Below are 23,477 nucleotides of genomic sequence, written 5' to 3'. Positions count from 1 at the left end.
TTTAAGAAATTGACTCATCCTTGTGTGTCGGCAACTCAAGAGGGAGGGTGATGGTAAGTTCTATCCCTTTTTGAAGCTCGGAGTCAAGGGCAATTTCTCCAGAAAGTTTTTGGGTAATAAGATTGTAAACAATATTCAATCCCAATCCTGTCCCCCCTGCATTGCGTTTCGTAGTTGTAAATGGTTCGAACGCGACTTTTTTGATGTGTTCTTCCATCCCGACACCATTATCGGCATACGATAAAATAAGATTCTTATCGTTTACTTTGAATCGGATTGTGATTGTCGCATCCGGCGTAGCGGCATTAAAACCGTGCAATAATGAGTTTTGAATAAAATTGCTGATGATTTGGGCAAATACGCCGGGATAAGATCTGATGATGAGATCATGATCCCCTTGTAGCTCTACCCTGACCGGAATTTTTTTAAGTTGGTTATGGAAGGTGAGCAGAATCTCCTCAAGGTACTCGTAAAGGTTGAAATCTTGTTTGTCTTCTACACTCTGATCGACGGATATACGTTTAAAGCTGCGAATCAAATTAGCCGCCTGATTAATACTTTTAAGAAGCAATTGGGCTGTTTCGTTCAATATACCGAGCTTTTGTTCCATGGAGGATTTTTTGAGGGTCCCTTCTTCCATTTGTCGAAGAAGCTGTTGCGTTTCCCTGACGATAATGGATCCGCCGGTAATCGCGTTGCCTAGGGGAGTATTGACCTCATGGGCTACACCGCTGACCAGATTTCCGAGTGCGGCCATTTTTTCAGACTGTACCAGCTGCACCTGCGTTTTTTTCAAAGATTCAAGGGAGTCTTGGAGCTCCTGTGTCCGTGATGCCACACGGGCTTCCAAATGGGTTGTTAATGATTCGGTATCACTTAAGAGATGGTTAAAGGCATTGTATAAATAAGCGATTTCATCGTTTTTGGTATGGGTTACACGCAGTGAGTAGTCGCTATTTTCCGCTACCTTTTTGGCGGCATCTGTTAGGGTAAGAATCGGTTGAAGGATCTTTTTACTGAGTAATCGTGACATTATATAGACAAAAAATATCAATCCAATAGAAAAAATTGAGACAATTTTTAACATATCTAAAATAAATGTAGTAATGCGATCCGTAGTTTTTTCAATATAAAGGTAGCCTAGAAGTTGCCCGTTTTGTTTAATTTCTAGAGTAGTTTTTAAATTTCCGAGTTCCCAGGGGATCCAACCCGAATTTTCATACCGTGTTCCCAGAGGAAAGATACGAGAGGGAAATGTACGGTTAGAGGGATTAAAAAAGGCTAGAGGCTTTTTATCGGGAGAGTAGACAATAGCCAAAAGAATATTTTTGTTACTCTGCAGACGACGCATGTTGGTTTTAATACCTTGAATATCGAAAAATGCCAACGGTGCCGTGATTAAGTCAACCACCAGATCAGCTTCCAATTTACTTTCATGGATAAATACCTGCTTTTCATGATCAGTACTGTACCAAATCTGGAACGATGTCGCAAAAATAACAATAAATAGGCCGCTTCCGACTAAAGAAAGAACCATTTGTGAGGTTATAGAGTGGCTATTTAGACGCATTTTGACTCCCGGTGGGTTCAATAACGGTAGCAAAGTTGAGAAGTTTGTAACTGGCATTTAAGCGGGCATTTTCAAGATTGCGCTGATTGATCACAAACCGAAACATATTGTTTTCCAAATAAAAACCGATCATTCCCCCCTGTCTGGTATCTCTGTCATCATCACTGATGAGCAAAACATTGTTTTTTCGTAACAAACTCAGTACGTTTTCATTTTGATTGGGCTTTGATCCTCGAAAATAGAGGATATTGCATTTCATCATTTCGTTTAACGGATCCCCGACATTGAGTGAGATAACCTTGAGGGGACGATTGTTGAAGAGGCGGGATGAATAGCTCTTTTGAAGAGATTTGGCAAATAGATTGTCATTGTAGATGCAGACGGTATACGATTCAATCGGTTCCGGCCATTGGATAAACATGGTAAAGCGTTCCAAATAGGCCGCTTTGATGCTTTCTTCTGAGACGGCTAGCAACGAAACAGCACAGAAAAGAGAGAAAAAAACGGCAGTAAAAGCTTTGCGCGCTTTCATTGAACCAAATCTGGTTTGGGTTCGCCTAAAAAATACCCTTGGGCATAATCAATTCCCATTGATTTGACGATCTCGTATACTTGAGCGCTGTGGACAAATTCCGCAACGGTTTTGACCCCAATTTTATTGGTAAAAAAGAGAATAGATTCGGTAATGGTTTGGGACTTTTTATTGACATCGATATCTTTGATGTAGACCCCGTCAATTTTAACAATGTCGAGATCGAGGTTACCGAGCTGGGCGAAGTTCGAACACTGGACCCCAAAATCATCCAGACATAGATGATATCCTATCGAGGTGAGTTCATTGAGATGTTTTTCGGCAATCGGATTGGTTAATATGCTGCTATCTTCCAGAATTTCAAAATAGATCCGATCGGGCTTGATTCCATAACGGGTACGTGTTTGTTCAATAAAATTGACAAAATTTTCTTCGATAAGATCCTGATCGGTAATATTGATCGTGAAGCCGAAATCATTGTCGGCAAATTTGGCACATGCTTTCTCAAACATCCTCTGGGTTATCTGGTAAAGCAATCCTGCATAGCGAGCTGTTCCTAAAAAGAGATACGGAGTATAGACGGTACCGTCATGTTCAAGCCGCACAAGGGTTTCATATTTGACTATTTCACCGCTTTTACAATCCACGATGGGCTGATAATAGGCAAGCAGTTTATTGTTATCGAGGGCATCTTTGAGCCATTTGGTCCATTTGGTATTTTCTTTGATTTGCGTAATAACACCCAGATTATCTGAATAAACTTGCACGCGATTGCGGCTCTTTTTTCGTGCTTCACGCAGAGCAATTTCGGCCTTTTGGATCATATTTCCCATGTCGTGTTCAACAACACCGATGGTGACATTAATGCGGTGTTCGATACCATTGATGAGAAAAGAATTTTTGCTGATACTGTTTTGAATGCGAAGAACTTCTTTTTGGACGTCCTGAACTCCTTTGAGACAGGCTAATATGGCAAATATATCTGCCTCAAGACGATAAACGGTACACATTTGGCAGGAGATATCACGTATGATATTGCCAAATTGGAGCAACATCTGATCCCCTACGTCAAATCCATATACATCGTTAATCATGCTGAAGGAATCGATATTCAGTAAAATCAACGACATCGGTTCTTCAGTATCGAGATCGTAGTTAAGTTTGACCCGATTTCCAAGACCGGTCAGACTGTCGGTTATGAGAGTGTTATAAATCTCATTTTTTTTATTGAGGAGTTCAATGATTTGTTTGTATTGGGAAAGTGCGCTTCGAATGGTGGTATAAAGGCGGTCAGTCGTGAGCTCGGTTTTTTCTTTATAATCATTAATATCGTAATGATCGATGACGTAGCGTTCCGGAGCTACACCCGGCTGTCCTGTTCGGATAATGATTCGTACGGCAGTATTATTAAAGTGATATCGGATAGTTTCGACAAGATCAAGCCCGGCCGTTTCTGTTTCCATAACGACATCGAGCAAGATGACTGCAATATCATCGTTTCGTTTGAGAATTTCAGCCGCTTCATTTGCACTGTAGGCCGAGATAAATTGAATGTGTCTGCGTTCATAAATAAAATCATGAAGGGCTAATTTTGTAAAGGAGTGGACTTCGGTATCATCATCTACGATCAATACAGTCCAAGGTGCTTCGGATAATTCCTCTTTTTCTTCGGGAGCGAATAAGAGCTCATCTTTTAGCATCCTTTTCCCTCCTTTATTCAATATACTATTTTTTTCTCATTTTTTAATAATAGCATAAAAAAATGCAGAATAAAGATAAAAATGTTGTATCAACCAAATTTTCCGGTAATGTATTCCTGCGTCAATTTTTCTTTCGGGGTAACGAAGAGTTCTTCGGTATGTCCCAACTCAATAAGCTCACCGAGATACATGAACCCTGTATAATCACTGACCCGTGCTGCTTGCTGCATATTGTGGGTAACGATAATAATACTGACGCGCTCTTTGAGTTCGATGACCAGTTTTTCGATTCCCTGAGTCGAGATCGGATCGAGTGCGGATGTCGGTTCATCGAAGAGCAATACTTCAGGTTCTACCGCAATGGCGCGGGCGATACACAAACGCTGCTGCTGACCGCCTGAGAGGCCGTTTGCGTCATTTTTAAGACGGTCGCTGACTTCTTTCCAGATTGCCGCATCTTTGAGCGCTTTTTCGACACGGTCGTTTAGCTCGGTTTTATTTTTGATCCCCTGAAGACGCATACCATACGCAACGTTATCAAAAATAGACATCGGGAACGCAGTCGGTTTTTGGAAAATCATCCCGATTTTACTGCGCAAAAGGATCAAATCTTCTTTGGCTTCGAGAATATTGCGTCCTTCGAACTCGATTTCACCCTTATAGGTATTTCCGGGATAGAGGTCATGCATACGGTTGAATGAACGCAATAAAGTTGTTTTACCACAACCGGATGGTCCGATAAGCGCTGTAACGGAATGTTTGGCAATCGGCATCGAAACTTTTTTGAGACTCGGAGCGGGTGCACCTTTATAGGTGAACTCAAAATTGCGGACGTGGAGTGCGCAATCTTCTTTAATATCGATAATGCTTGCCATAGTTATTTCCTTTTGCCGGCGAATAAAATTAGTCGTCCCACAATATTGAGACCCAAGATAAACATAGAGAGGATAAAGGCCGCTGCCCATCCCAGTTTTTGCCAGTCATCATACGGACTGATCGCATAGTTGAACATTGTTACCGTCAGTGAAGGCATCGCCGCATTGAGATCGGTGGTAAAAAAGTTATCGTTAAACGAGGTAAAGAGCAGCGGAGCCGTCTCTCCCGCAACACGGGCAATACCGAGCAGGACACCGGTTAAAATCCCCGCTTTTGCACCGCGATAAACGACATCGAGTATCACTTTGTATTTCGGAGCACCGAGGGCAAATGCCGCTTCACGAAGTGTACCCGGGACAAGCTGAAGCATATCGTCGGTTGTGCGTAAAATGATCGGAATCATCATAATAGCCAGCGCGATTGCACCGGCCCATGCACTAAAGTGACCCATCGGCATAACGACAACAGCGTATACGAATGCACCGATAACGATTGAGGGTGCAGACATCATGATATCGGAGATGTCTCGGATAGCATGGGCAAGTCGGGAGTTTTTACCGTACTCGCTCAAATACGTTCCCGCCATAATTCCCAGAGGAACACCGATAACGGTCGCCAATCCGACAAGGATGAGCTGTCCGACAAGGGCATGTCTTAGACCGCTGTCTTCGTATCCCGGAGGGGCACCTTCGTAGATGAAGATATTCCAACTGAGGGCATCAAGCCCTTTCATGACCAAAATACTTAAAATCCAAAACAAGAAGGCCAAGGCGACGATGGCGCTGAGTGTTGAAAAGGTTAACGCGATTTTATTGATAATAATCCGTTTTTGGGTTGCGGTCATTGTCCTTTCCTCACTTTACGTAAAAAGTAAAACTTTGCGACGGCGATAACAACGAAGCTCATAATGAGCAATGTCAAAGCCAACCCGAAAAGGCTAGAGAAATAGAGTGAACTGTCCGCTTCGGTAAATTCGTTGGCAAGAGTGACCGGGATCGAGGTCGTCGGATCCATAATACTTTTTGGAGTATGGTGAACATTCCCCATGACAAAGGTAACGGCCATCGTTTCACCGATTGCCCGGCCCAACGCAAGAATAAGCGAACCGATGATCCCCGCTTTAGCATAAGGGATAATAACGTCTTTGATAACGTCCCACTGTGTTCCTCCGAGTGCATAGGCAGACTCTTTCAGAATATCCGGAGTAGTATTCATCGCATCACGGGTAACGGCCGCCATAAACGGTAAAATCATAATGGATAAAACGATCCCTGCCGCGAGCAATCCGATTCCCATGCCGCCGAAAATATCACGTAAAATAGGGACAAAAAAGAAAAGTCCCCACATTCCGTAAATGACCGAAGGGATAGCCGCGAGGAGCTCGACGCTGACACCGAAGAACCCTTTGATCTTGTCATGTGCGATTTCACTGAGGAAGATCGCAACGCCGATAGCGATAGGAATAGCGAAAAGCATCGCCAGGAAAGTGGAAGCGACAGAACCGAAAATCGCCGCATAAGCCCCAAATTTATCGAGATTGGGAGCCCATTCATCTTTCGTGATGAAATCAAGTCCAAACGTCTGCATAGCTTCAGTCGACTGATTAAATAGAACCACAAAAATCCATGCGACGATGAATAAAATCAGCAGTGCACTGGTGCGGGTCATGTTTAGGAAGATTTTATCAATCATGCCAAGCCTTGCTTAAAAAATATAGGCAATTATAGTATAAGATCGTTACAAGTTCGTTACGACCCACTGTATCGCCTCTTCATGGGTGAAAAATTCTTGATTTAATTGCGCTTCGAATGCGGCTTCCAATATCGATTTAAACTCGACTGAGGGTTTTAATCCGAGTTTTATAAGATCACGTCCCATCACTAGAGGCGCAGGCGGATGGTGCAAAACTCCCAAAGCATTTGCACGTTCGTAAAGCCATTCGCCTGCTTCAAAATGTTCCGGTTTAGGAGTGTTAAAGTCCCGTCCAAAAAAATCGGCTTCTGCTAAAATAATTAAATCATGGATATTTACTAGGGTGCTAAGTCGAAGTATTTCACTCTCATTTGCCTGAGCGCGGTAGAGTTTTCTCGGCCATCCGTGATAACGGATCAGAGGCAAGACACGGCTGATAAGGGCTTTGTCTTCGGTAATACGATCCAGCCATTTCTGGGCAATTTCAACCCCTTCTTCGGCATGTTTCGGGGCATTGAGCATACCATCCGGATCGATTGTCGTATCGGGTTTGCCGATATCGTGCAGCAACGCTGCCAGCATCAGTGCCATATCGGCCCGGTTCTCGCCTTGTCGCATCGATGCCATCACATCAAGCGTCATCAGCGTGTGTATCCATACAGAACCTTCGGGATGAGACGCAGTATCCTGAGGGGTCAATTCGAGCTTTTCAAGCGGTGAAAAAAAAGAAAGACCTCCCATCTCCCGCAGCAGTTTCATTCCTATAGAAGGATGAGCACTTAGAAGCAGCAGTTTTTTAAGCTCCTCGAAAATCCGTTCTTTGGGAAGTTCGTCTAGAGCACCTTTCGCAATCATATTGTGACAAAGGTCTAACAGCTGATGATCGCATGTTAGCTCATATCGGGCGGCAAACTGCACTGCACGCAAAACTCTCAGAGGATCATCGATAAAGGTCTCAGGATCGACACACCGCAGACGTTGATGTTTTAAATCCTCACAGCCGTTGAACGGATCTAAGAGTGTATCGGTGAGAGGATCATAGCCGATGGCATTGATCGTGAAGTCACGGCGGCGTGCAGCGGTGGTAAAATCGAGTTCGCTAAACCACTCCATCTCGAACCCTTTATGCCCGAAACCTGACTTGGATTCACTGCGCGGCGGGGAAAAATCGATCGAGTATCCTCCATAGGAGAGTTTTAGGACACCGAAGCTTTTGCCGACGAGGTTGAGCTTTCCGAAAGGGCGGAGGAGGGTTTCGAGGGATTCTATCGATGTTACGCCATAGAGTTCTATATCCAAGTCGTGGGTAGGGTGTCCGGTGAAAGTATCACGGACGAATCCTCCGACCAAAATCGGTTTGATTCCATGTTCTGAAAGGTGTTTGAAAAGTTGTACCAGCGCAGAGGAAAGTGTAATTGTCATTTCGTTGTTTTGTTTTTCTGGATGAAGTTTTCGAGTGAGAAACTAAACGTCGATCCGACCCCCAGAGTACTCTCTATCTGGAGAGTGGAATCATGCAGTTTAAGGATATAGCTCACAATAGAGAGCCCAAGACCCATAGAATTGTCCCAGCGGTTTTTTTGAACCCGATAAAATTTAGAGGTGATCTTGTCGAGTTCATTAGGGGCGATACCGATCCCTTTATCACTAACGCGAAGTGAGTTTGGTGTTAGGGTGACCGTCACCTCTTCTTCGGAGTATTTGAGCGCATTATCGACGAGATTGGTGATGATGAGCTCGATCATCGTTTTATCGGCATAGACCATTTTGGAGAGACCGTTGTAGCGGATAACACGCGTCGGATATTTGACCTGTAAAATCGCAATGGATTCGGTACATATCTCGGACAGATCAAAGAAAGAAGGCTTAATGGAAAGATCATTGTTCTCAAGTTTTACCGAGAGGGCCAGACGGTCCAGCATCAAGGTAACGCGATGGGTATTGGAGAGAATTTTGGCTAAGAATTTTTCACGGATCTTCGGGTCAAGACCGAGATCGTCATGGAGTGTTTCAGCGTATCCCATGATCGCGGCAATCGGGTTTTTAAATTCGTGACTGATGGCGGAAAGGATATCGTTTTGCTGTTTGTTGATGAGTCGGAGTTTGGCGGTGTGTTTGCGTTTTTGTTTGTCGCGGTTATGGAGTTTTTTAACCAAATTTTTAAGAAGTATCGAGATTTGTAAAAACTCACGGAAGTATTCCGGTTTAAGGACCGCATGGTAGTTTTTAGCCGATACCTGATCTAAAAAGTGGGTGATCTGAAGAATATCATAACGGGCTTTTTTCGAGATGTTATAGGCAATCATGAGGGCTATGATGACTAAAATACTAAATCCACCCACCATTTTGAGCCATAATCCGTAAAAATGGTCCATCACGCTTTCCAAACCCATGGCAAGGCGGATGTAAAATATTTTCTCAGGAGTAATTATTTTGTGGGCGACATAGATAAAGTCGGTTTTGACGGTATTCGAATAACGGGTAGCAACCCCATAAGGCTCCGTCATAGCGTGCATCACTTCAATACGGCCGGAATGATTTTCCATCGTTGTCTTATCGGCATCACTTTCGGCGATCACTTCCCCGTTTTCAGCGATAATCGTTACCCTCAGAAAGGTTTTTCCGGCTACTTCTGCCGCAAATCGGTCATAATTATCCGTGGTGACGAGCAAAGGTTCCAAGAGGCTTATATCTTCAATAAGCCGATTTTCACTTTCTTGGATGATCATCGATTTGAGAGTGAAAAAGCTAATAAGCGAAGCGACCACAAGAGCGGCGAAAAAGAGTCCTAAAACATTTAGGAAAAAGAGTTGATGGATCCTTAGCACAGTGTGTATCCGACTCCCCGCACCGTTTTTATGTATTCTTTGCTTTTATCCGGATCAATTTTTTCTTTGAGGCGGTTGATGGCAACATTGACGGTTCGGTCTTGATATACTTCATCACTCCCCCATACATTTTCGAGGAGATAGTCACGTTCGAGGACAACGTTCTCATTGACGATCAGCGCATGCAGCAGATCAAATTCGAGTTTGGTGAGTTCGACCGGCTTACCTTCGATATGGACCGTTCGTGCGGCAAGATTTAGAGAAATATCGCGGTAGGTTACGTTGCCTTCGCTGGAGAGTTTTTTCGTACGTCGAAGGACTGCTTTGACCCGTAAAATAAGCTCTTTCATACTGAAAGGCTTGGTGATGTAATCATCTCCTCCCCGCTCAAAACCCTGCTCGATCTCTTCATCTTTTTGCTTAGCACTGACGAATATTACAGGGGTTTGAATCCCCCGTTTGCGGAGTGATTCGACAAACTCACTACCCTCGGCACCGGGCAGATTCCGATCCATTAGAATCAGATCAACACGTTCTTCTTCCAGGGCATCGACGACATGCTTGGTATTTAGAAAGCCGATCGTCTCAAAACCTTCACGCCCAAGGTGATACTCCATGAGTTCCAAAATATCTTGTTCATCTTCGACAATCAGTATCAACGTATCCACGCATGATTCCTTTTTTGTAATTCTAAATTTTGATACGGCCTAGTTGTGTAAATTCAGTTCGCCGCCTTTTTGTGCATAAAGCATCAGCGAAGCAATATTAACCGTACGGTCACCGATACGTTCAAGTTTGCGAAGGGTTCCCAAAACTTTGACATATTCGACGGAGAGTTCATTGGCGTTTATGATAAGTGTCAGAAGCTCTTTTTCCATAATAGAAAAGAGATCATCGTTTTTAGACTCTTCGACCATAACCTTGCGGTAGACATCATCCGCATCACACATATCAATATTATTCAAACATTCAATGATGTATTGTAACGCATTGATCGTCGTTTTGTGCAGCTGAATGATGGCATTGGTCAAAACAGACATGTCACATCCGCCCATGCAGTGTTCATAAAGACGTTTGCTGTATTTTTTGAGGCCGTCGCCGATACGATCGATTTCGTTCGTCATTTTCAGGTAGGCGACTAACAGTCGTAATTCATCGGCTTCCGGACCGAAAAGAGCAAAAGTTTTGATAATTTCATTATCAATCTTGTTTGCATCCGCTTGGAGGTTTTTGATATGGGTGCGTGAAGTTTCGTACAAATCGGTATTATCAGTTTCGAATGCTTCGAGTGTTTCTTCGCTGGCTAGAATGATTTGAGAGAGCATTAGTGAAATCATTCCGCGGATTTCATTCAGTTTGTTTTCATAGCGTGGTAGCATTAGTGTGCCTTTGGTTAAATAATAATACATCATTATAACGTTAGTTTATAACCATGAGATTACAAAAGATGCGTATTCATTGTAATCGTTTCGTTACCCGAACATTCTACAATGACGCCATCAAAATTCCAAAGGATTCCATTATGCTAAGAAATGCTACAAAAGGTTTGGTTATCGCGGCAATCGCGGCAACTTCGATGATCGCAGCCGATAAAATCAGCGGTGCAGGTGCGACCTTCCCAGCTCCATGTTATTATGACTGGGCATACAACTACCAAAAAGCGACTAAAACTCGTGTCAACTACCAAGCAATCGGTTCAGGCGGCGGTATCAAACAAATCACTGAACGTGTTGTCGATTTCGGTGCAACAGATGCTCCAATGACATCAAAAGAGCTTGCTAAAGCAAAATTGACTCAGTTTCCTGCGGTAATCGGTTCTATCGTTGTAGCCCACAACCTTCCGGGTGTTGCCGATGAAAAACTTAAACTTAAAAACTCTGTTGTAGCAGACATCTTTGCCGGAAAAATTACAATGTGGAATGATCCTGCTATCGCTGCGGACAATGCAGGTATCAACCTCCCGGCTGAAAAAATCATTGTTGCTCACCGTTCAGACGGATCAGGAACAACGTATGTATTTACTGATTTCTTGAGTGATTCATCTAAAAACTGGAAAAGCAAATTCGGTGTTGGTAAAGCAATCGGCTGGGCAACCGGTGTCGGCGGAAAAGGAAACGAAGGTGTAACTAACCTCATTAAACAAACTCCTTACTCTATCGGATACATTGAAAACGCCTATAAAGAGAAAAACAATCTTTCAGCGGCAACATTGCAAACAGCGAGCGGCAAATGGGTAACAGCGACAAAAGCAAACTTTATGTCAGCAGTTAAACAAGCTTCTTGGAAAAAATCAGAAGATTTCTACGGTTCATTGGTATCTCAAAAAGGTGATACTGCTTACCCGATCGTAGCGGCAACCTATATTCTTTTACCGAAAGAAAAAACAGAAGTTAACGCAGAAGTTATCAAATTCTTTGACTATGCATTCAAAAACGGTGATGCAGCGGCAACAAAATTGGGCTATATCCCACTTCCTGTCGAAACAACAAACCTTGTTCGTGAGTACTGGGCAGAAACTAAATAAGTTTTTCCTTCACCCCTTTGAGGGGTGGTACCTTTAAGCGCATAAAGTGCATTTAGAGGTGCCCTTGTGGCACATTCATTTCTTCTCCTTCTTCAATTCCTTAAGTTTTGCTTGTCTGTCCTGGCGTATGCGTTCAGACTGGCGTTTTATTCACATCTGTCTCCCCGTTTTTCATTCATTTTCCTTATTGTAATCATTCTGTAATGTAACAATCACGTAATCAAATTTCTCTACAATGACATCACTAAAAAACAGGAGTGATTCTTATGAATAAAGTTGTATTATCTGCCCTTGCTGCGGCGATGATTAGCGGTGTTGCATCAGCTGATGCACTAACCCTTTACAGTGACCCGAAAACAGGTCAAGTTTACACAACACCAGGCGAAGGCCGTGTAGAGATGGGCGATTTTATCGATGCTAAAACGGTTGATATGCAAATGCGTGATCAAGAATCAAATTTTGCTCAATATCAAGACAAACAAAAGAAATATGTAAACGTTAAATCAAAAGCAAAAACGCTTGAATTTAGCGGTACACACTATTTTGGTTTGACATCTATCAGTCCTGAGCGTACAGGCAGTACAAGTGTTGATAACTCACGAGGATTTGAACTTCGCCGTAACTATGTTCAAGTAAAAGCATATTTTAACGACAAAGACTATTTCCGTGTAACAATGGATACAACGAAAGAACTTACGAGCGGAACTTCATATGCAAATATGTATGCGAAATATGCTTACCTTTGGTTGGATGAAGTTCTTCCGTACACTGGCGTAGAGATCGGTATCGCACACCGTCCGTGGATCGATTATGAAGAGCACAATGCTTGGCACTATCGTTCAATCAACAAAGTTGCCCTTGAGCAAAAAACAAATGCGACAGACAACGGACCGGATTTAATCAACTCGGCTGACCTTGGATTCAATCTTAAAACCAAAACAGATATGTTCTCATCTGAAATCGGTCTATTCAACGGTGAGGGTTACCATGCCGATAAAGCAGCGGCAAACCAAGAGAACAGCACAGATCTTTCACTCGAATGGCGTTTGACGGCTCACGTACTCGGAAGCGGAACGAAAGTGGGTAAAAATGACCGTACAAAAGATACGTATGCGAACATTTCTACGTATGGTATGATCTCTAAAAATCATAAAGACAATAACGTTGTTGAAGACGATGCGGCTGAATACGATCGTTCTTTCTACGGTATCCATGCGGTCTATAACCAACCGGAATTCTTGATTGCAGGGCAATATTATACTGCAAAAGATAAAGCACAAAATTCTGCACTTGGTTCTGGTAAAGAGTACAAAGGGTGGTCAGTCAATGCTGAAATCCGCCCAATACAAGACTGGACAGTGTTAGCACGTTATGATGTAAGTGATATTGATGCAGTTGCAGCAGGAACCGGTGTTAAAACTAAGTCTCAAGATATGAAGCAAACCATTTACGGTGTAGCATATAAATACAATAAAAATGTAAGCTTCATTGCTTCTGGTAAACATATCACGGATGCAACAGAAATCACTGATCCTGCTACAATTGATAAAGCAAAAGAGAAAGATGTTTACATGTTGACTACCGAAGTTAAATGGTAATAACCGCTTAACGGCAAATCTTCTATAAGTATCCCGCTTTTGCGGGAGACATTCTCCTTCATCCATTTTTAGCTACAATACTTCTCATATCAACTAAAGAGTCACCATTATGATCACTATCAATTTAATACTCACCATAGTGGGGTTATTGTTTGTTTTAATACTGTTAGTCGGGATATATGTCTGGAGCAGTAAAACTAAAACAGCACAACCCGAAAGTCCCGCGACTATTGAAACGTTTGAATCACTCAGTGCGATACTCAAGAACCGATCATCCTCTGGGGCTGAGCTTAATCATGCGGTAGAGATGATTTTAAGCCGTTTCGGAACGATTAACTCGCATACGATAGGCACATATAAACATTTAGTTGAATCACTCTGTGTACATCCCCGCACCGATTCTAAGCTGATATTGCGATTTGAAAAAACACTTCGTCAGGCTAATCCGGCTTACGCGCATGAGATCGAACAGTCTCTCGGAGTTGGACTGGGCGCACGAGGATAGTTTATCGCAGTTTATACTCGATCGGAACAGTGATTCGTACCGATTTGGAAGGTTTCGGAAATTCGGAGGCAGAAGTTTCGATGAGTTTTCTTGCGGCATCATCGAGAAACTCAAACCCGGAGCTTTGGGCGATAGTAATTTGACTCACTTCCCGGTTGGTCCCCAAGGTAAACGAAACGACGGTTTCTCCCTGCTGGTTAAGACGGAGTGCATTTCTTGGATATTTGAGCCGTTCCGATAATATAACCCGAATTTTCCCTAAATTTTCTTCAGCATAATTTTCCTCGATTTTCAAAACGGGAGTCTTTTGCGTCATAATTGGCGACGGTTCAGGTATTTTGGGCGCAATGGTCGGAGTGACGGGTTCAGAAAAAACCGGAGGCGGTGTGATATTCGGCTTATCCATAGGGATGACCGGTATTTTAGGTGATGGTGTAGCCAATGGTGTTTTGGGAACAGAGGCCAATTTCTCTATTTTTGTTATCGGCGGAGATGACGGGGTTTCAGGGTGTACCAAAACAGATTCGGGAGATTGCATTAAAATCTTGATTTTGATTTTTTCCGGCGCTATCGGCATATTTTTGTACACTATGCCCATCGCTCCGATAAAAAGAGCAAAAAGGGCAAGATGAATACCTATCGACAGGATAAGAGGATTAGTGGGGCGCACGTATTCCAAATATCATTTAGAGTTTGACTTCTACTTTGGCTGCCGCACGGAGAGAATCGGTCGTTTTATTCATCTGGGATTTAAACTTTTCAACTTTTAAAAACTGAGCGATCTCTTTTTTGACCTGCTCATACGGCAGTTTTTTATCTCCCTGCTTCATTTTGTCACCGTTAGCATCATAAAACGCTTTTGTCTCAGCTTCGGTTACGCTGATTTTATTCATCTGCTGTTTCATCCACATGTCGACGGCCAAATCATCTTTGATCGCCGCATATTGTGCTTTGAATTGAGGGGTGTTTTGCATACCGCTTTTCATAACCTGATTTTTGATGAGAGTTTGATTGACGAGTTGATCGACTACCTGACGTTTCATTTTCGGATCGAGTTTTTCAAAACTCATCCCCGGGATGGCTTTCGCCATAAATGCGTTTGCATCATTGGTTGTGATTGCTTTGCCGTTTACGGTAGCAAGCGTTGCGGGTGCAGCAAATAAACAAGATGAAGCAAGAGTTAGTGAGGCAAGTAAATGAGAAAGTTTCACGAAATTCCTTTTAAATTATGATGAAAAACATTCTAGTATGAAAATGTTAACAAACTTCTTTTATGGGCACATTTAAATAGAGATGTTTGAAAGAATAATTGTAATTAAAATATTGATCATAACGATTTATAGTTTTTTATACTTTTTTAATCTATAGAGTTATATTATGAACGTAGGTTAACGAAAAAAGGAGTAAACAATGAAAAAAGAGCTTTCAATAGCATTGGCTTCAATACTAATTCCATTAAGTAGTTTTGGATTGACATTACAAGAGGCAGTCCATCATGTTACCTCTACAAATCCTATCATTTTGGAAAGCATTGAAAATTATCGTGCTACGACATATGATGCCGATATGGCAAAGGCGGGTTATCTTCCAAGTATCGATTTGGTCGGCCGTTACGGTACAGAAAAAACAACTACGGCTGCTACCCCTTCGGACGGGCGTTCGCTGAAACGCTATGACAGGGAAATCAAAGTGACGGAAAATATTTTTAACGGGTTCGGAACCGTTGAAGATGTTAAAAAACAAGAAGCGCGAATTGAAGCGGCTAAGATGAGTGTTATGGAGAAAGCCAATCAGTTGAGTCTTCAGGCTACGGAAGCGTATTTGGGGCTTATGAAGCAATACGAAACCCTAAAATTGGCAGAAGAAAATCTCAAAAAACATGAAGAGATTCATCAAAAAATCAAAGAGCGTACCGATAGCGGATTCGGGACAAAATCAGAAATCGATCAGTCTTCGGCGCGTGTAGCTCTTGCAAATTCCAACGTGATTATTCAGCGCAGCAATTATCGGGATGCAATGACAAAATTCAAACGTATATATGGAGAAGATGTAGCACCGGAAACGATGGTAAAACCTGTTTTCAGCTCCGCTCTTGCATCAAATTTCGATACGGCACTGGATGAAGCAAATGCCAACTATCCGTCATTACTGGTACAAAACAATAATATCATTGCGGCAGAGCATAATGTAAAAGTAGCGATGAAAGAGTACTATCCTCGAGTGGATGTTGAACTTCGTCGAACCCGTAATGACAATGTCAGCGGAGTAGAAGGGCCGGATGATACCGAATCAGCCATGATTATCGCTTCCTACAATCTCTATGCCGGCGGTTATTATCAAGCCAACCGCGATAAACAACAAGTGAATGTTTTGAAAGAAAAACAATCTATTAATGATATCAAGCTGCGGGTGAGAGAAAATCTTGATTATGCTTGGACAGCATATGATGAACTCAAAAAGCAGATGCCATATTTAAAAGAACATCGAGATTATACGACCAGTACGCTTGAATCGTATGCAAAAGAATTTGAACTGGGCAGACGGACGCTCATCGATATGCTCAATACCGAGAATGAGCGGTTCAGTGCTGAAAAAGAGGTTGTCAACAATGAATATGACCTCCTTTTTGCACAATACCGGATTCTCGAAGCAACGGGGGCTCTTGCTAAAGAGCTAGACGCTAATCCATCGTTGTAATTCAAAAAGGACGGAGATGCCAAGGCGGGTTATTCGTCAGAGTGTGATTGTCAGTCTGATAGTACTTGGATCGAAAGTATCGCTGTGTGCTGCAACGCTAGAAGTTTGTCCGTTGCCGCGTGTTGCTCCCAAATATGGGGAAGCGGCTCAGAAGCGATTCAAGACGTTAAAGAAAATTATCAATGAAAATGCCGGGCGCAGCGAAGAAGAGCGTCTTGTATGCATTAATAACTTTTTTAATCAGGTTCCTTACCAGAGTGATCGGGAGTGCTGGGGGATTTCGGATTATTGGGCCACACCGATAGAGATGCTGGGAGTCGGAAAAGCAGATTGCGAAGATTATGCAATTGCCAAGTTTTTTACTTTGATAGAGATGGGAATACCTCAAGAAAAACTCTTTTTAACCTATGCGGCAACCGATAATGCAAGCAATAAACATGTGGTATTAGCCTATTATGCGGATGAACGGGCGGTTCCTCTGATCCTTGATAATCGGGTAATAAACATCGTACCCGAAAAAGTCGATAAAGATTATATACCGTTATATCGGTTTAATTTACAGCAATACATGGCGTATGATCAAGGATTTGCCCGTAAAAGTCCGATTGACATGAAAAAACTAGAGAAGTGGGAAACCCTTACAAAACGTTTATAAATGGCTGACGAATTAGTTAGCCAAAAGGGATATTATGCTGAAATATGCCAAAATCGACCCGTTATTGGTAACTTTATCGATTTTTACAAAACGTTATGGAAAATCATTTAGTGTTGAAGCCTTGACGGCAGATTTGCCGGTTGCCCCGGGTAAGGCAACGGCGGAAATGTTTTCTCTCAATAATTCAAAAGCGGTATTTTCACGCGCTTCGGCCAGAGCCGGGTTTAAATCCAAAATAGTTCAGCGCACGTTGGCCGATATTTCTCCCCTTGTCCTTCCGGTGATTCTTATTTTAAAAGATCAAAATGCCTGTATTCTGGAAAAAATTGATCTGGAGCAGGGCGGAGCATTTATCATATTGCCCGAAGACGAAGAGGGTGTTGAGCAGTGGGTTGAGCTGAAAGAGCTAGAAAAACAGTATCTTGGTTTTGCTTTTTATCTTAAAAAAAGCAGGAGTTTTCATCAGTTCGTGGATCCGCTGATCCATATGCAAAAAGAATCCTGGTTTTGGGGATCACTGAAGTATTCGAGAAAAATCTATGCGGATGTCATTATTGCTTCCTTGGTGATCAATCTTTTTGTCCTCGCCAGTCCTCTTTTTACCATGAATGTGTATGACAGGGTTGTCCCTAACGATGCTACGGAAACGCTTTATGTCTTGGCCTTAGGTGTCGTCGTCGTCTATTTCCTTGATATCATTTTGAAATTTGCGCGTTCTTATTTTTTAGAAATAGCTGCAAAAAAGAGCGATGTCATTATTTCATCCATACTTTTTCAGAAAGTGATGAATCTTAAATTTTCCAATATCCCTGAATCGGTGGGATCATTTGCCAATAATCTTAAAGAGTTTGACAGTATCCGCTCTTTTTTGGCGACATCAACACTGGCTCTGGTGATCGATCTCCCTTTTACCATCATTTTTATCGTGGTGATTTACATAATCGGCGGGATTATCAGTATTATCCCTATTGTATTTATTTTTCTGATTATGGCGTATGCTCTGGCTATCAAAGGATCGCTGCAGCGCAGTGTCGAGAGTACGTATCATGCCAGTGCCAATAAAAATGCCGTATTGATTGAAAGCCTGAATGCGCTTGAAACGATCCGAACGATGGGTATCAGCAACCATTCCCAATATATTTGGGAAGAGGCGACGGGGGATGTCGCATCCAAGGGGCTGACTTCCCGGGTTCTTTCCAACTCTTTAGGGAGTGTCACTTCATTTTTAATCCAGCTGAGTAATGTATTCATCTTGATCGCAGGTGTTTACCTCATTAAAGAGCTTGAAATGACAATGGGGGGACTGATTGCCGTTGTGATCCTTTCCTCCCGTGCATTGGCCCCAATGGGGCAGGTTGCTTCTCTCTCGGCAAATTACGAGCACACTAAAACCGCGTATAAGACGCTTGATAATATTATGAATCTTCCTGAGGAACGCCCTGCGGAAAAAGAGTTCCTTCGATTTAGCAAATTCTCAGGCCTTATTGAATTTCGTGACGTTACTTTTACCTATCCTAATGAGACGGCTCCTATTTTTGAGAACCTCTCATTCACAATCCATCCGGGCGAGCATGTCGCCTTTATCGGCAAGATAGGATCCGGAAAGACGACGGTTTTAAAACTCCTGTTAGGGCTTTATACTCCGGATAAAGGGTCTGTTTTGATGGATAATATCGATATCAATCAAATTGATCCTGCCGATATACGCCAAAATATCGGGTATGTGGCTCAAGACATCACGCTCTTTAGAGGGACGGTAAAATCCAATATCGTCTCTAAAGCCCCTTATGCCGATGACGGTGCCATCATACGAGCGGCTAAAATCGGTGGAGTCGATGAGTTTGTTCAGTACCATCCGAAAGGGTTTGATATGCCGGTACGCGAACGCGGAGACGGCATCTCAGGAGGACAGCGTCAGAGTATCGGAATTGCGCGGGCATTTTTAGTGGACGCACCGATTTTGCTGCTGGATGAGCCGGGAAATTCGATGGATGAAAGTTGTCTTTTGCGCATGATTCAAAAGATCAACGAAAATACTAAAGATAAAACACTGCTTCTCTCGACGCACGATACCCGAATGCTGAAAATGGTTAACCGTATCATCGTCCTTGATCGAGGCAAGATCGTTCTGGATGGATCTAAGCAGGAAGTAATGTCGGCGTTGATGAGAAACAATGCAAAAGTGAGCCAATCCAATGAATAAGATCAACCCTTTACAAACGGAAACTCCTGATAATACGACGGAAGTGCATCCGCACTATTCCCCTGAAGACATCGAATACATGTCCAGTCTCAGTGCCGCGGTATTGGAGCAGCAGACCTCAAAATCTCATATTGCGGTCTGGCTCGCTTCTATCGGGATTTTATGGCTGATCGTGTGGAGCAGTTTTGCACAGATTGATGAACGGACGCGCGGATCGGGAAAGGTTATCCCTTCTCAAAGAATCCAGACCATACAAAATCTCGAAGGGGGTATCCTCTCTGAAATTTATGTGAAGGAGGGGGCCCGTGTTAAGAAGGGGCAGCCTCTGATGAAAATTCAGGATGTCGGGTTTACCGGTTCTTACAATGAAAAACAGCTCAAAATCAATGAGCTAAAGGCTAAGATGTATCGCCTCAGAGCAGAAGCAAGCGGCCAAAGCTTTACGATTCCGGAGTCTGAGCGCAATGGAATGTCTATGCTTGTTTCACAAGAAGCAAATCTCCATATGTCCAATCAAAGCCAACTTTCCAATAGTGTCGCGATCATAGATTCTCAGATCTCCCAGAAAGAGAATGAATTGCTTGAGAGTAAGTCCAAACGTACCGAACTCAAAAATGCCTATGATCTTATTTCCAGAGAACTTTCCATTACCGAACCTTTGACAAAGAATAATGTCGTTTCGGAAGTGCAGTTCTTGCAGATGAAACGGCAGGCTACGATGATCAAGGGAGATTATGATGCCACAGAACATACAATTGCCAGAATTATGGGAAATATCGGGGAACTGCGAAAAAGACGGATGGAGGTTGTGTATGAGTTTCGCAACAAAGCGAAGCAGGATCTCAATGCGGTTACTGCCGAGATTCAGCAGATTAAAGAGACGGAATCAGTCCTCGCGGACAGGGTAGATCGAACGATCGTCCGTTCTCCGGTAAACGGAACGATCAATCAGATTTTGATCAATACGATCGGAGGAGTCGTCAAACCGGGTATGGATTTGCTAGACATCGTTCCGCAGGATGATGTTTTGATGGTCGAGGTAAAAATCAAACCTTCTGATATCGCTTATATCTATCCGGGACAAAGTGCTAATGTTAAATTCAGTGCGTATGATTTTTCGATTTACGGAGGACTGAAAGGGAAAGTAAAACACGTCAGTGCCGATACGATTACCGATGATCGCGGAAACAGTTTTTACTTGGTAAAGATTGCAACGGATAAAAGTTTTTTAGTGAAAGATGGGAAGCCGCTGGATATTATGCCCGGGATGACGGTCGATGTCGATATTTTAACCGGTAAAAAAACAGTGATGGATTTTATCCTTAAACCGATTCTAAAAGTTAAACAGAACGCATTAGGGGAACACTGATGAAAACCGTATTGACGTATACCGCACGTGATTCTATTCTTCAAGAGTGGAAAGAAGCCCTTCAAAACGAATACGAAATTATCGTCTGTCAGGATGAAGATACTTGTCTTAGCGCACTTGAACAACATCCGAAGAGTACCCTTCTCCTTCATAATAATTCGATGAAAAGTGATATCGCAAAGTTTCTCAAAACGATACATTATCAATTTCAGCATGCTAATATCCTCCTTTTGAGCGACGTCCCGAAATATCAAGAGGGGATCGCCATGCTGCGTATGGGAGTTAAAGGATATGGCAACAGTTATCTTAACAGGGCGCATCTGACTCATGCCATGGATGTCGTCAGTGACGGAAATATCTGGCTTTATCCCCAGTTTCTGGATGTTTTGATTAAAGAGACCTATCAACCGCACAATGAGAAAAAGGAGGACCCCCGCCTCAGTCTCCTTAGCAAACGGGAAATGGAAGTTGCCGAATATGTTGCACAAGGTCTCAATAACAATGAGATCGCGGAACGGGCACAAATCACGATACGCACCGTTAAAGCACACATTACCTCTATCTTTGAAAAACTTCATATTACAGATCGTCTTTCCCTTGCGCTGATTCTGCGCTAATTCACCAAAAATGTTTTCTGTTTGATCTAATTTATTATTAATTGGACCTAAGTACAATATAAATATTCAAACTTGGACCAAAGTACAATAGTATTGGTATTTCTTATGATGCTACAATGAACGTAATCAAATAGAAGGAGTCCATTATGGCAAAGGTAATTGGTACTGTTAAATCTATACATGGAAAAGCAGCCGTCAAAACAGTGGATGGTGAGTTAGTAACATTAAAAGTCGGTGATGTTCTCCATATAAACGAAATGGTTTATGCATTAGGCGCTGATTCGACCGTTACATTAGATCTCGAAGGAGGTCGCACTCTTAACTTAAACGGTTACGATGAAATTTTACTGGACAGCTCTGTTTTTGCCGGATTGGAAAAAGGGGAATCTCTAGATGTGGACGCATTGCGACAAGTGATTGCAGAAGGAGAGGATCAGACGGAAGCAGGCGAAACGGCAGCCGGTAATGAAGTTGTCAGTGAATCGAATGCAGGTGCCGATTTTGCCGTGCGTGCAGATGGACGAGGAAATCCCAGCAGTTATCTGACCGGTACGGAGAGCAGTCCGTTTGCCGTGACATTGGAACCGGATGACAACATAATACGTGAAGATGCAATTGTTCCAACGGATAATGGTGGAGGAGATGAAGGTGGAGGAGATGAAGGTGGAGGAAATGAAGGTGGGGAAAATAATCCGCCGGATGCCGTAGGTGATAATTTTACATCTCCGAATGAAACGTATACCATTCATACTGAAGGGCCGGGTGTCTCTATCCAGTTAGGGGGAGGAAAAGACTCGTGGAACTCTAATGTTGTAACAATCACTGCGATCGGCGGTGAGCTTGACATTAATAACGGGAATGGAAAATTAGGAGTACGCGGCTCAAATCCAGATTCTCCATTGATTGACAATGATGGGACAGATGAAGGAATCAAATTTGAGTTTAAGGAGCTTGTGCAATCGGCTGACGTGACATTGAGCAGCTTTAATACGGCCCATACCGGTACAGATATGCTGACATGGCAGGCGATGTTAGGTTCAGCCATCGTCGCATCCGGTACATTTGAAGCGTCCGCAAATGATGCGACATTGTCTATATATACTGATGGCAAGGTATTTGATACCCTGATTATTGGAACGGGAGAAGGTGACCATACAAATTATTTCATTGATTCTCTTACCGTCAGCACGCCAGGGTGGGAAAATGATTTAATAGTCAATCAAAACGTTCCATTGATTATCCCTGAAGATACATTAATCGCAAATGATAGCGACAGTGACGGAGATGCGTTAAATATAGTGGATTTCGATATAACGGGTACAATCGGAAATGTTTCGATGGATGGGGATGGAAATATTACATACGATCCGGCTGGCCGATTTGATTATCTTGGGGCAGGTGAAACGGCTACGGATACTTTCACCTATATTCTGAGTGATGGAAGTTTAACGGATACTGCAACCGTAACCGTAAATATTGTCGGAGGGAGCACGAATGCCGATAATATTATTGGAATCGATATTAACGAGTTGATGAATTATGATGGTGAAGTCGGTTACGATACAGTCGTCCTTTCCGGTGCAGGAAGCACTGCCATAGATTTTGATAATATCAGTAGCAAGCTTGTTAATATAGAACATCTTGATCTCAAAGATGGCGGTAAAGAACTCGTGAATATTACTCCTCAAAATGTTTTGGATATGACAGATAGTGATAATTATCTGAGAATTTCTGGAGAAGTGGATGATAAAGTTCAGCTTAATGGATTTTCCCTTGATGCGGAGGCTTCTGCCAATCTTGATGGATATAACGCTTATGTAGGCAATTTTGAAGGATCAGAAGTTGTCTTGCATATCGATGCTGACATCAACATTATCCCATAACTTTCGGTAGAGCTTCGGCTCTATCACCACTTTTTTTTAACACTCCCATTATTTTTATTATTGTTACTTGATTTGTCAATGAAGAGAAAAAAATTGCTGAATCCAAACAGGATCGAACTGTCGATTTTGATCCTGCGCGGATTCACTAAAAACGTTTTTAGTTTAATCTAATTTCTTATTGATTGGACCTAAGTACAATATAAATATTCAAACTTGGACCAAAGTACA

21 protein-coding genes are annotated in these 23,477 nt (G+C 42.6%); 9 read left to right on the top strand and 12 right to left on the bottom strand.

The features are described from left to right. Position 1: 1 nt before the first annotated feature. The 10 genes from WAO38_RS04625 to WAO38_RS04580 form a co-directional block, all read right to left on the bottom strand. The gene (locus WAO38_RS04625; RefSeq protein WP_422234800.1) at positions 2–1,570 is read right to left on the bottom strand and encodes an ATP-binding protein; all 1,569 of its coding nucleotides are present in this window, start codon (positions 1,568–1,570) and stop codon (positions 2–4) included. After that, a complete protein-coding gene (locus WAO38_RS04620) occupies positions 1,557–2,102 on the bottom strand; it encodes a YfiR family protein (RefSeq protein WP_422234798.1) in 546 nt (181 codons plus the stop codon). Before WAO38_RS04620 ends, WAO38_RS04625 begins: the two co-directional genes overlap by 14 nt. Then, positions 2,099–3,802 (bottom strand): EAL domain-containing protein, encoded by a 1,704-nt coding sequence (locus tag WAO38_RS04615; protein ID WP_422234796.1) that lies wholly within the window; start codon positions 3,800–3,802, stop codon positions 2,099–2,101. Before WAO38_RS04615 ends, WAO38_RS04620 begins: the two co-directional genes overlap by 4 nt. A gap of 89 nt (positions 3,803–3,891) precedes the next feature. Beyond that, positions 3,892–4,677 (bottom strand): phosphate ABC transporter ATP-binding protein PstB, encoded by a 786-nt coding sequence (gene pstB, locus WAO38_RS04610; RefSeq protein ID WP_422234794.1) that lies wholly within the window; start codon positions 4,675–4,677, stop codon positions 3,892–3,894. Positions 4,678–4,679: 2 nt separating this feature from the next. Then, positions 4,680–5,522: a phosphate ABC transporter permease PstA gene (gene pstA / locus WAO38_RS04605; RefSeq protein WP_422234792.1), complete on the bottom strand. Its 843-nt coding sequence runs from the start codon at positions 5,520–5,522 to the stop codon at positions 4,680–4,682. Continuing rightward, on the bottom strand, positions 5,519–6,370 hold the full coding sequence (pstC, locus tag WAO38_RS04600) for a phosphate ABC transporter permease subunit PstC (RefSeq protein WP_422234790.1): 852 nt from the start codon (positions 6,368–6,370) through the stop codon (positions 5,519–5,521). Before pstC ends, pstA begins: the two co-directional genes overlap by 4 nt. Before the next feature lie 45 nt (positions 6,371–6,415). After that, the gene (locus tag WAO38_RS04595; protein ID WP_422234788.1) at positions 6,416–7,792 is read right to left on the bottom strand and encodes a CCA tRNA nucleotidyltransferase; all 1,377 of its coding nucleotides are present in this window, start codon (positions 7,790–7,792) and stop codon (positions 6,416–6,418) included. Further along, complete coding sequence (locus WAO38_RS04590) at positions 7,789–9,198, bottom strand: sensor histidine kinase (protein WP_422234787.1); 1,410 nt, start codon at positions 9,196–9,198, stop codon at positions 7,789–7,791. The genes WAO38_RS04595 and WAO38_RS04590 overlap by 4 nt, the downstream gene beginning before the upstream one ends. Then, positions 9,192–9,866 (bottom strand): response regulator transcription factor, encoded by a 675-nt coding sequence (locus WAO38_RS04585; protein WP_422234785.1) that lies wholly within the window; start codon positions 9,864–9,866, stop codon positions 9,192–9,194. Before WAO38_RS04585 ends, WAO38_RS04590 begins: the two co-directional genes overlap by 7 nt. 39 nt (positions 9,867–9,905) lie before the next feature. After that, a complete protein-coding gene (locus tag WAO38_RS04580) occupies positions 9,906–10,577 on the bottom strand; it encodes a phosphate signaling complex PhoU family protein (protein ID WP_422234783.1) in 672 nt (223 codons plus the stop codon). Positions 10,578–10,720: 143 nt separating this feature from the next. Here WAO38_RS04580 and pstS point away from each other — a divergent pair, with 143 nt between their 5' ends. The 3 genes from pstS (at position 10,721) to WAO38_RS04565 (ending at position 13,825) form a co-directional block, all read left to right on the top strand. Further along, complete coding sequence (gene pstS / locus WAO38_RS04575) at positions 10,721–11,722, top strand: phosphate ABC transporter substrate-binding protein PstS (protein ID WP_422234781.1); 1,002 nt, start codon at positions 10,721–10,723, stop codon at positions 11,720–11,722. A 266-nt stretch (positions 11,723–11,988) separates the two neighbouring features. Next, the gene (locus WAO38_RS04570; RefSeq protein WP_422234779.1) at positions 11,989–13,320 is read left to right on the top strand and encodes a hypothetical protein; all 1,332 of its coding nucleotides are present in this window, start codon (positions 11,989–11,991) and stop codon (positions 13,318–13,320) included. Between the two features lie 148 nt (positions 13,321–13,468). After that, complete coding sequence (locus tag WAO38_RS04565; RefSeq protein WP_422234777.1) at positions 13,469–13,825, top strand: hypothetical protein; 357 nt, start codon at positions 13,469–13,471, stop codon at positions 13,823–13,825. 1 nt (position 13,826) lies between these two features. On the opposite strand, the gene WAO38_RS04560 is transcribed toward WAO38_RS04565, so the two are convergent. Beyond that, positions 13,827–14,495 carry a TonB family protein gene (locus WAO38_RS04560; RefSeq protein ID WP_422234775.1) on the bottom strand — a complete coding sequence of 223 codons (669 nt, stop codon included), beginning with the start codon at positions 14,493–14,495 and terminating at the stop codon, positions 13,827–13,829. A gap of 16 nt (positions 14,496–14,511) precedes the next feature. Continuing rightward, a complete protein-coding gene (locus WAO38_RS04555; protein ID WP_422234773.1) occupies positions 14,512–15,036 on the bottom strand; it encodes a hypothetical protein in 525 nt (174 codons plus the stop codon). Between the two features lie 199 nt (positions 15,037–15,235). Between WAO38_RS04555 and WAO38_RS04550 the strand changes: the two genes are divergently transcribed. From WAO38_RS04550 to WAO38_RS04525, 6 genes are all read left to right on the top strand, one after another. Next, entirely contained in the window at positions 15,236–16,522 is a 1,287-nt protein-coding gene (locus WAO38_RS04550; RefSeq protein ID WP_422234771.1) for a TolC family outer membrane protein, read from the top strand. Between the two features lie 16 nt (positions 16,523–16,538). After that, positions 16,539–17,177 (top strand): transglutaminase-like cysteine peptidase, encoded by a 639-nt coding sequence (locus WAO38_RS04545; RefSeq protein WP_422234769.1) that lies wholly within the window; start codon positions 16,539–16,541, stop codon positions 17,175–17,177. A gap of 34 nt (positions 17,178–17,211) precedes the next feature. Continuing rightward, complete coding sequence (locus WAO38_RS04540; protein WP_422234768.1) at positions 17,212–19,380, top strand: type I secretion system permease/ATPase; 2,169 nt, start codon at positions 17,212–17,214, stop codon at positions 19,378–19,380. Further along, complete coding sequence (locus WAO38_RS04535; protein WP_422234766.1) at positions 19,373–20,749, top strand: HlyD family type I secretion periplasmic adaptor subunit; 1,377 nt, start codon at positions 19,373–19,375, stop codon at positions 20,747–20,749. The genes WAO38_RS04540 and WAO38_RS04535 overlap by 8 nt, the downstream gene beginning before the upstream one ends. Then, the gene (locus WAO38_RS04530) at positions 20,749–21,366 is read left to right on the top strand and encodes a response regulator transcription factor (RefSeq protein WP_422234764.1); all 618 of its coding nucleotides are present in this window, start codon (positions 20,749–20,751) and stop codon (positions 21,364–21,366) included. The genes WAO38_RS04535 and WAO38_RS04530 overlap by 1 nt, the downstream gene beginning before the upstream one ends. A 257-nt stretch (positions 21,367–21,623) precedes the next feature. Continuing rightward, a complete protein-coding gene (locus WAO38_RS04525; RefSeq protein ID WP_422234762.1) occupies positions 21,624–23,249 on the top strand; it encodes a cadherin-like domain-containing protein in 1,626 nt (541 codons plus the stop codon). The last annotated feature ends 228 nt before the right edge of the window (positions 23,250–23,477 follow it).

Origin of the sequence: Sulfuricurvum sp. (genome assembly GCF_049277495.1) — a bacterium.
GTDB lineage: Bacteria > Campylobacterota > Campylobacteria > Campylobacterales > Sulfurimonadaceae > Sulfuricurvum.
This window is presented reverse-complemented; position numbering and strand designations above follow the sequence as displayed.